The organism is Mesorhizobium silamurunense, assembly GCF_014843825.1.
Classification (GTDB): Bacteria; Pseudomonadota; Alphaproteobacteria; order Rhizobiales; family Rhizobiaceae; genus Mesorhizobium; species Mesorhizobium silamurunense.
This window is the reverse complement of sequence record NZ_JHQR01000230.1, coordinates 1-9006: the sequence shown is the minus strand read 5'-3', so window position 1 is coordinate 9006 and position 9006 is coordinate 1. Positions and strand designations below refer to the sequence as shown.

Annotated in this window: 10 protein-coding genes and 1 riboswitch; of the genes, 6 read left to right on the top strand and 4 right to left on the bottom strand. The window is 64.0% G+C overall.

Annotated features, from left to right (window positions below; all coding sequences use genetic code 11):
- From DH10_RS25020 to DH10_RS25005, 4 genes are all read right to left on the bottom strand, one after another.
- Window positions 1–1790, bottom strand: a 1790-nt coding sequence (locus DH10_RS25020; RefSeq protein ID WP_192385479.1) for a cobaltochelatase subunit CobN, incomplete at its 3' end; no start/stop codon positions are given.
- A gap of 17 nt (window positions 1791–1807) precedes the next feature.
- On the bottom strand, window positions 1808–2845 hold the full coding sequence (gene cobW, locus DH10_RS25015; RefSeq protein ID WP_192245425.1) for a cobalamin biosynthesis protein CobW: 1038 nt from the start codon (window positions 2843–2845) through the stop codon (window positions 1808–1810).
- 2 nt (window positions 2846–2847) lie between these two features.
- Window positions 2848–3276 carry a DUF1636 family protein gene (locus tag DH10_RS25010; RefSeq protein WP_192245423.1) on the bottom strand — a complete coding sequence of 143 codons (429 nt, stop codon included), beginning with the start codon at window positions 3274–3276 and terminating at the stop codon, window positions 2848–2850.
- A 40-nt stretch (window positions 3277–3316) separates the two neighbouring features.
- Window positions 3317–3522, bottom strand: a riboswitch (cobalamin riboswitch).
- A 29-nt stretch (window positions 3523–3551) separates the two neighbouring features.
- A complete protein-coding gene (locus DH10_RS25005) occupies window positions 3552–4751 on the bottom strand; it encodes a winged helix-turn-helix domain-containing protein (protein WP_192245421.1) in 1200 nt (399 codons plus the stop codon).
- A gap of 336 nt (window positions 4752–5087) precedes the next feature.
- On the opposite strand from DH10_RS25005, the gene DH10_RS25000 reads away from it, so the two are divergent.
- The 6 genes from DH10_RS25000 to nuoE form a co-directional block, all read left to right on the top strand.
- Window positions 5088–5453, top strand: coding sequence for an NADH-quinone oxidoreductase subunit A (locus tag DH10_RS25000; RefSeq protein WP_149791214.1), 366 nt, complete (start codon window positions 5088–5090; stop codon window positions 5451–5453).
- On the top strand, window positions 5444–6025 hold the full coding sequence (locus DH10_RS24995) for a NuoB/complex I 20 kDa subunit family protein (RefSeq protein ID WP_013531090.1): 582 nt from the start codon (window positions 5444–5446) through the stop codon (window positions 6023–6025). Before DH10_RS25000 ends, DH10_RS24995 begins: the two co-directional genes overlap by 10 nt.
- Window positions 6026–6029: 4 nt before the next feature.
- Window positions 6030–6632 carry an NADH-quinone oxidoreductase subunit C gene (locus DH10_RS24990; RefSeq protein WP_192245419.1) on the top strand — a complete coding sequence of 201 codons (603 nt, stop codon included), beginning with the start codon at window positions 6030–6032 and terminating at the stop codon, window positions 6630–6632.
- A gap of 34 nt (window positions 6633–6666) precedes the next feature.
- On the top strand, window positions 6667–7044 hold the full coding sequence (locus DH10_RS24985) for a four helix bundle protein (protein WP_192245417.1): 378 nt from the start codon (window positions 6667–6669) through the stop codon (window positions 7042–7044).
- 65 nt (window positions 7045–7109) lie between these two features.
- Window positions 7110–8300, top strand: a complete 1191-nt coding sequence (locus tag DH10_RS24980) for an NADH-quinone oxidoreductase subunit D (RefSeq protein ID WP_192245415.1) — start codon at window positions 7110–7112, stop codon at window positions 8298–8300.
- Window position 8301: 1 nt separating this feature from the next.
- On the top strand, window positions 8302–9006 hold a 705-nt coding region (nuoE, locus tag DH10_RS24975; RefSeq protein ID WP_192385478.1), incomplete at its 3' end, for an NADH-quinone oxidoreductase subunit NuoE.

Below are 9006 nucleotides of genomic sequence, written 5' to 3'. Positions count from 1 at the left end.
GAGAGGGCAACCGTCTTGCCCGGCAGCCATTCCAGAGTGCCGTGCGCGCCGACATGGATGATAGCGTGCACGCCGAGCGATTTCTGCAGCCAGAGGCCGAAGGCGATCAGTTCGTGGCGCGGAGGCAGAGTCGGGTCGTGGTAGTCGGCGCGGCGGTCGGCGGGGCGGCCGCGGTCGGGAGCCAGCGCCACGGTGACGTTGCCGAAGGTCGCGGCGCGGAAGGGGAAGCCTGGCGAGGTCGGCGCTTGAGCCTCGCGCAACCCTATCGCGTCTTCTGCCTTACTCCACGCGGCCTCTACCGCAGCTACAGCAGCCTTCGGCAATTCAGTTGAAAAGGAGAGATAGTCGTCAAGCCCCACCGAATGGCCGGAAGTTTCCAACGCATCCAGCAATTCGCGCGGCGATTGCGGTATCCCCTCAACGGAGTAGCCCTGTTCCTTCAGGTCATGCAGCATGGCGAGCACGCTGGACGGCACATCCAGGCCGACAGCATAGCCGGTCCGCCCTGGCGCGCTCGGGTAATCCGGGATCAGGATCGCCAGTTTGCGCCTGGCCCGCTCGGTCCGTTGCAAGCGAATGAAGCCCGCGATGCGCTTGGCGACCTGCCCGACGCGGTCGGCTTCGGGCCGGTTGGCGAAGGCGCGGAAGGCGAGCGCCGGATCGGTCTCGATCTCGCCCTTGAAGGAGATTGCGCCGGCCAGGATGCGGCCGTCGAGTTCGGGCAACACGACATGCATGGCAAGATCGGCCGGCGCCAGGCCGCGCTGGTTCTTCTCCCAGACCTCGCGCCGCGTCGTGGCGACGATGACCTGGAAGACGGGCACGCCGGCGCGGTCGAAGAGCGTTTCGGCGCCCGGCTCGGCGCCTGAGGCGAAGGCGGTGGCGCTGACGATGGCCGACGGGTTCAGCGAGGCGAGGGCGGTTTCGACGAAGGCCAGAGACGCAGGATCCTTCAGGCTGGACACGAAGATCGGCATTGTCGTGAGGCCCTGCAGCCTCAAGGCTTCCGCGAGAGCGTCGATCGGCGCCACGTCTGCCGCAAGCAGCATTGAGCGGTAGAAGAGGATGGGGATGATAGGAGCGGTGTTTCCCTCCCCCTTGAGGGGAGGGTGGCCCGAAGGGCCGGGTGGGGTCACCTCGGCAGCGCTCGGCGTTTCTTGATGTCGGCGCGCGTCGCGGAGGACCCCACCCCCGGCCTGCGGCCGGACCCTCCCCTCAAGGGGGAGGGAGACCACACCGAGTCCCGGATGATAGTACCCAGCCTTCGGTACACTCACCGGCTCGGCCACGGCCGCTTCCGATCCCGCCAGCCGCGCCAGCCTCTTCACCAGCGCCGCCATGTTCGCCGGGCCGCCTTCGCGGAAATAGCCGAGCAAGGCGTCGAGCTCGGCGCGCGGCAGGGTCGAGCCTTCGATCAGGCGCTGGTCCTCGTCATGGCTTTCGCCGGGCAGCAGCGCCAGCTTGATGCCGCGTTCGCGCGCCACCGCCGCAAGCTGGTCGCAGCCGTAGCGCCACCAGTCATAGCCGCCGAGGATGCGGACCAGAACGACCCTGGCGTGGCGGGCGACGCTGTCGATCCAGAGGTCGACCGACATCGGATGCCTGAGGTCTCGCAGGGCTGCCAACCGCATCGACGGTAGTCGCTCCGCGTCCGCCTTCCAGGCGGCGGCCAGTCCGGCGAGGTCGCTGTCTGTGAAGGACAGGGCCACGACATCCGCAGGCGTCTGCCTGAGGTCGATCGGCTCGGCGAGGTCGTCGAGCGAAGCGGATGTCGTGGTGAGGATATGCATCGCTTTTCGGGTTTGCCTCAGCCGGCGAGGATACGTTCGATCGCAGGGCGGTTCAGCCCTTTGAGGCCGATGACGACGAGCCGCGAGCGGCGGTCGTCTTCCGCGGTCCAGGCGCGATCGTAATAGTGGTTGACGCGCGGGCCGACGGCCTGGAGCAGGAGCCGCATCGGCTTGCCGCCGACCTGGACGAAACCTTTGACGCGCAGCACGTTTTCCTGCTCGGCGGCGAGGGCGACGCGCTTGGCCAGCTCGTCCGGATTGGCGATCGACGGAATGTCGATGACGAAGGAGTCGAAATCGTCGTGCTCGTGGTCGAGCTCGTCGTCGTGATGGGTCTTTCGGTTCTCGATGTCGTCCTCGACCGCGAGGCCGAGGCCGAGCACCACGGACGGATCGACCTTGCCCTGCGCGGTCGGCACGACCTTTACGGCGCGCGCCACATGCTCGCCGATGACGGCGTTGGCGCGGGCCGCGCCGGCCGTGTCCATCAGGTCGCTCTTCGACAGGATGATGAGGTCGGCGCAGGCGATCTGGTCCTCGAACACCTCCTCGACCGGATCGTCATGGTCGAGCGAGCCGTCGGCGGCACGTTGCGCCTGCAGGGCGTCCATGTCGGAGGCGACGCGGCCATCGGCCAGCGCCGGGCCGTCGACCACGGCAATGACGCCATCGACCGTGACGCGGCTCTTCACGCTCGGCCACTGGAAGGCCTGGACCAGCGGCTTGGGCAAAGCGAGGCCGGAGGTTTCGATCAGGATGTGGTCGACTTTCGGCGTGCGCGACAGGATCTGGTCGAGCGCCGGCACGAAATCGTCGGCGACGGTGCAGCAGATGCAGCCATTGGCAAGCTCGACGATGTTTTCTTCAGGACATGTGTCGATGCCGCAGCCTTTGAGGATCTCGCCGTCGATGCCGACATCGCCGAACTCGTTGACGATGATCGCCAGCCGCTTGCCCTTGGCGTTTTCGAGCAGGTTGCGGATCAGCGTCGTCTTGCCGGCGCCGAGGAAGCCGGTGACGACGGTGCAGGGAACGCGGGAAACGGAACCATTCATGGTCAGTCCTTCAGGAGGTCGAGGGGAGGGATGCGGGCAACCAGGCCGCGCTTGAGGGAATCGGGCCGGCCGCGCCACGGGATCAGGCCATCGGTCGATGTGGCGAAGAGTTTTGCGCCGGCGACGAGGTCGGCGCCGCTGGTCGTGTCCAGGTCACCGAAAACGTAGCTCCAGCAGCCGTCGCGCAGCAGCGCTGCGCTCAAACGTCGCTTGCAATTGCCGAGGCATTCGACGGTGCGGATGTCGATATCCTGGCCCGAGGCCGCGCGGCGCGTGTCCTCGGCCAGCAGGGCGCCGGCGCGCGGCTGCGCGTCCGAACCGGTCTCGTCGCGGCAGGAGGAACAGACGATGACGGTGACGCCCGCCAGCATGTCCTCGGGTTCGGACGGGACGTCCGCTACGTTGGCCGGAAAACTGCCGTTGCGATCCAAAACCAGGCTCCTTGCCCGGAAAACCCGCCGGGCGATCGGATACTTTAAGTCTCAGACGGCAGGTCTCCTGGCTCGCGGGTCGTCACCTTGGCGCCGCCTTCCCGGGGACATCCCAGTGGTTTTCGGCTGAGGCTCGTCGCTTACAGTTGCGGGGACAGCCGCGGATTTGGAATTTTTGAATTCCGCACCGCATTCCCTCTTGGCTCCTCCCTTTGCCGGGAGAAGACCGTCTGCTTCGGATTTAGGCTTACAGGTGCAGGCCTGTCAACGCGTGGCTACGACACCCGGATGTCGGCCAGCGCCGGACCGAGGTCGCCGGCCGGTGTCACTTCAATGCTCTCCAGGCCAAGCCAGGCTTGCATCTGCTTCAACTCTTCTACCAATTGGGCTGCTGTTTCGGCCGGTGCGCCGGCCTCGGCATAGGCGGCGTGGACGCGAAGCACGCTGGCAGGCCGATCAGCTCGGAGATCGACTCGGGCGACGATCCGGTCGCCGAGCAGGAATGGCAGCACGTAATAGCCGTATTGGCGCTTTTCGGCCGGTGTGTAGATCTCGATGCGGTAGCGGAAGCCGAAGAGCTTTTCGGTCCGGGTGCGCTCGAAGACGACGGGATCGAACGGGGCGAGCAAGGCGCGCGCCTCTATCCGGCGCGGAATGCGCGCGTCCTTGTGGAGATAAACGGTCTTGTCCCAGTCCTCGACGCGCACCGGCAGCAGTTCGCCCATTTCGACCAGTTCCTCGATTCGGTCTTTCGTGTCGCCCGGCGCCAGGCGGAAATAATCGCGCAGGTCGCCATAGGTGGCGATGCCATGGGCGCGGGCGGAAATGCGCAGCAATTCGCGGTGGGCGTCCTCGACCGACGGTACCGGCAGGTCGAGCACCGCCTGCGGCAGCACGCGCTCCGGCAGGTCGTAGTAGCGTTCGAAGCCGCGCCGGTAGGCGGTGGTGATGTATCCTGCCCAGAACAGCCATTCGAAGGCGTGCTTGGCCTCGCTCCAGCCCCACCAGCCGCCATTGCCCTTATGGCCCTCGATGTCGGAGGCGGCGATCGGCCCGCGATCGGCGACTTGCCTGTAGATCTCCTCGATCATCTCCTTGCGCTCGCGGCCCCATTTGGCGAGGCCGAGATACATTTCCTCGCCGCGTTCGGCGCGCTGCATGCGCCAGCGCATCAGCGGGTAGGTCTCGACCGGCAGGAAGGAGGCCTCATGCGCCCAATATTCAAAGACGGCGCGCCTGCGGGTGAGCGCGGCATTGTCGAGCAGCGAAAGCGGGTAGGGGCCAAGGCGCGAATAGAGCGGCATGTAATGAGCGCGCACCACCGCGCTGACGGAATCGATCTGCAGCAGCCCGGTGCGGGAGAGCACGCGGGCGAGGTGCCTGCGGTTAGGCTCGCCGCCGGGGCGAGGGTCCGTAAAGCCCTGCGCGCCAAGCGCGATGCGCCTGGCCATGCGAAGAGAGATTTTTTCCTTCATCAAGGTGCCTTTGCCTCGATCCGTTTACCTGACGTCCAGCCGATGATTCCAGCCATGCTAGCAGGCAAATGGCGGGAGATATGTCAGGAGAGGAAAGTGGAGTAAAAAGCGAAGGAAATCAAACAGGAGCGGATCGGACCAGTTTGCTCCGATATGGCGTCCAGGGCCGGATTTTGAACAAGGTTTGACTTGCTTCGCCGAAACCGCTGCGCTAACCCTCGCCGCGTCGCAGCATAGGGCCCTTAAAACGGTTCAGCGGGTTAAACTGTCACGCTTCCGCATTAGAGTCCGTTGCTGTAATCAAAGTGAACTGGCCCGCCAAAGGAAAGTCGCCGCATGAGCGCACTCCTAAGTTCGTACCTGCCCATCGTCCTGTTCATCGCAGTGGCGATGGTCGTCGGTCTGGCGCTTATCATCGCGCCGTTCCTGGTGGCCTACCGCAATCCCGACCCGGAAAAGCTTTCCGCCTATGAATGCGGGTTCAACTCGTTCGACGACGCCCGCATGAAATTCGACATCCGCTTCTACCTGGTGTCGATCCTGTTCATCATCTTCGACCTCGAGGTCGCCTTCCTGTTCCCGTGGGCGGTGTCCTTCTCCAAGGTCGGCATGCTCGGCTTCTGGTCGATGATGGTGTTCCTGGCGGTGCTGACCATCGGCTTTGCCTATGAATGGAAAAAAGGAGCGCTGGAATGGGATTGAACGACAGTTCAGGCACCCTCGTCGCGCCGAAGCCCAAGGGCATCATCGACCCCAACACCGGCAGGCCGGTGGGGGAGGACGATCCCTTCTTTCTCGAAATCAACAATGAGCTGGCCGACAAGGGTTTCCTCGTCACCTCGACCGAAGCGCTGATCACCTGGGCGCGCAGCGGCTCGCTGATGTTCATGACCTTCGGCCTCGCCTGCTGCGCGGTCGAGATGATCCATACTTCGATGCCGCGCTACGACTCGGAGCGGTTCGGCGTCGCGCCGCGTGCGTCTCCGCGCCAGTCCGACATCATGATCGTCGCCGGCACGCTGACCAACAAGATGGCGCCGGCGCTGCGCAAGGTCTACGACCAGATGCCGGAGCCGCGCTACGTCATCTCGATGGGCTCCTGCGCCAATGGCGGCGGTTACTACCACTATTCCTATTCAGTGGTGCGCGGCTGCGACCGCATCGTGCCGGTCGACATCTATGTGCCCGGCTGCCCGCCGAGCGCGGAAGCGCTGCTCTACGGCATTCTTCTGTTGCAGAAGAAGATCCGCCGCACCGGCACGATCGAACGGTGAACCGATGACCCTGGCGTTGAACGAACTCTCCACCTATCTCGGCGAGAAGCTCTCCGGCCGCATCGGCGAAACCGTGCTTGCCTATGGCGAACTGACCGTTTCCGTCGAACCCGGCAGCCTGATCGAGGTGGCGACCTTCCTGCGCGACGACCCGCGCTGCCAGTTCATCTCGATCATCGATATCTGCGGTGCCGACTATCCGTCGCGGGCCAAGCGCTTCGACGTCGTCTACCACCTTCTGTCGCCGAAGCAGAATGTCCGGATCCGCCTCAAGGTCCAGGCCGACGAAGAGACGCTGGTGCCGTCGCTGACCGCCGTCTATCCCGGCGCCGACTGGTACGAGCGCGAGACCTACGACCTCTATGGCGTGCTGTTCTCCGACCATCCCGACCTGCGACGCATCCTGACCGACTACGGCTTTGACGGGCATCCGCTGCGCAAGGATTTCCCGCTGACCGGCTTCGTCGAGGTGCGTTACGACGACGAGGCCAAGCGGGTCATCTACGAGCCGGTCGAGCTCAAGCAGGAATTCCGCAATTTCGATTTCCTCTCGCCATGGGAAGGCACCGACTACGTGCTGCCAGGCGACGAGAAGGCGAAACAGTGAGTAGCGAAGTAGTGAGTAGTCAGTAGGGAAGGAATTGGAAAAGCGGATCGAATCTTATCGAGACCTAATGGTGTGGCAATCGGCGATGGTTCTTGCCGAAGATTGTTATCGTGTCACCAAAGGTTTTCCGAAAGACGAGGTCTATGGAATGACCTCCCAGATGCGCCGCTCGGCGGTATCTATCGCCGCCAACATTGCTGAAGGGTATGGTCGTGAGAACAGAGGTTCGTTCGTTCAATTTCTGCGCATGGCGCAGGGTTCGCTGAAAGAACTGGAAACGCACATACTGCTGGCATGCCGTGTCGGTATGCTGGAAAGAGCCAACGAGACTGAGCTGCTGCTGCGATGCGAAGAGATTGGGAAAATGATGCGATCTCTTATCAGGACGGTGCAGGCAAAACAGGCGGAATAAGTAGGCATTGAGATTGATGATCACTACTCACTACTCACTACTGACTCTTCGCCAGAGGCGCCAGAATGGCTGAGACCTCCGTCCGTAACTTCAACATCAACTTCGGTCCGCAACACCCTGCGGCGCATGGCGTTTTGCGCCTAGTGCTGGAGCTGGACGGCGAGGTGGTCGACCGTGTCGATCCGCATATCGGGCTGCTCCACCGCGGCACCGAGAAGCTGATCGAAGCCAAGACCTACCTGCAGGCCGTGCCCTATCTCGACCGGCTCGACTATTGCGCGCCAATGAACCAGGAGCACGCCTTCGCGCTCGCGGCCGAGCGGCTGCTCGGCATCGAAGTGCCGAAGCGCGGCCAGCTGATCCGCGTGCTCTATTCCGAAATGGGCCGCATCATGTCGCACATCCTCAATGTGACGACGCAGGCGATGGACGTCGGTGCGCTGACCCCGCCGTTGTGGGGCTTCGTCGAGCGCGAAAAGCTGATGGTGTTCTACGAGCGCGCCTCCGGCTCGCGCATGCATGCGGCTTATTTTCGGCCGGGCGGCGTGCACCAGGACCTGCCGCAGAAGCTGGTCGAGGACATCGGCAAGTGGATCGACCCGTTCCTGAAATCGGTCGACGACCTCGACGCGCTGCTCACGCCCAACCGCATCTTCAAGCAGCGCAATGTCGACATCGGCACGGTGTCGCTCGCCGACGCCTGGGCCTGGGGTTTTTCGGGCGTGATGGTGCGCGGCTCGGGCGCTGCCTGGGACCTGCGCAAGGCGCAGCCTTATGAATGCTATGCCGAGATGGATTTCGACATCCCGGTCGGCAAGAACGGGGACTGCTTCGACCGCTATCTGGTGCGCATGGAAGAGATGCGCCAGTCGGCGAAGATCATGCGTCAGTGCGTGGATATTCTGCTCGGCAGGGAAAGCACCGGTCCGGTATCGAACCTCGACGGTAAGGTGGTGCCGCCGAAGCGCGCGGCGATGAAGCGCTCGATGGAAGCGCTGATCCATCATTTCAAGCTCTACACCGAGGGCTACCGCGTGCCGGCCGGCGAGGTCTATGCGGCCGTCGAGGCGCCGAAAGGCGAGTTCGGTGTCTATCTCGTCTCCGACGGCACCAACAAGCCCTACCGCTGCAAGCTCCGGGCGCCAGGCTTCGCGCATCTGCAGGCCATGGATTTCCTGTGCCGCGGCCACATGCTGGCCGACGTCACCGCCGTGCTTGGCTCCCTCGACATCGTGTTTGGTGAGGTCGATCGCTAAAATGTCAGTCCGCCGTCTCGCAGATGCCAGCGTCCAGCCAGCCTCCTTCGCCTTCAACAAGGCGAACGCGGCGGCGGCCAAGCAGTGGATCGCCAAATATCCGAAGGGACGCGAGCAGTCGGCCATCATCCCCTTGCTGATGCTGGCGCAGGAGCAAGAAGGCTGGGTGACGAAGGCGGCGATCGAGGCGATCTGCGACATGCTCGGCATGCCGCGCATCCGCGGCCTCGAGGTGGCGACCTTCTACACGCAGTACCAGCTCAATCCGGTCGGCACCCGCGCCCATATCCAGGTCTGCGGCACCACGCCCTGCATGTTGCGCGGGTCTGAAGCGCTGATGGATGTCTGCCGCTCGAAGATTCATCACGATCAGTTCCACACCAATGACAAGGGCACGCTGTCGTGGGAGGAGGTCGAATGCCTCGGCGCCTGCGTCAACGCGCCGATGGTGATGATCTTCAAGGACACGTTCGAAGACCTGACGCCGGAACGGCTGGCCGAGATCATCGATCTCTATGAATCGGGCAAGGGTGCAGACGTTAAGCCGGGTCCGCAGAACGGCCGCACCGGCTCGGAGCCCGCCTCTGGCCTTACGACGCTCAAGAGCGAGAAGGCGATCCTAAAGGCGACCCGCGACAGGGAAGCAAAGGCGGCGGCGAAGGCGGCCAGGGAAGCCGCTGCCGCGGCACCGGCTGCGGCCCCCGCC

Excerpts from the sequence above, each read along its gene's own strand:
- cobW (WP_192245425.1), bottom strand. The coding sequence starts at position 2,845 with ATGAATGGTTCCGTTTCCCGCGTTCCCTGCACCGTCGTCACCGGCTTC.
- DH10_RS25005 (WP_192245421.1), bottom strand. The coding sequence starts at position 4,751 with ATGAAGGAAAAAATCTCTCTTCGCATGGCCAGGCGCATCGCGCTTGGC.
- DH10_RS25000 (WP_149791214.1), top strand. The coding sequence starts at position 5,088 with ATGAGCGCACTCCTAAGTTCGTACCTGCCCATCGTCCTGTTCATCGCA.
- DH10_RS24995 (WP_013531090.1), top strand. The coding sequence starts at position 5,444 with ATGGGATTGAACGACAGTTCAGGCACCCTCGTCGCGCCGAAGCCCAAG.
- DH10_RS24990 (WP_192245419.1), top strand. The coding sequence starts at position 6,030 with ATGACCCTGGCGTTGAACGAACTCTCCACCTATCTCGGCGAGAAGCTC.
- DH10_RS24980 (WP_192245415.1), top strand. The coding sequence starts at position 7,110 with ATGGCTGAGACCTCCGTCCGTAACTTCAACATCAACTTCGGTCCGCAA.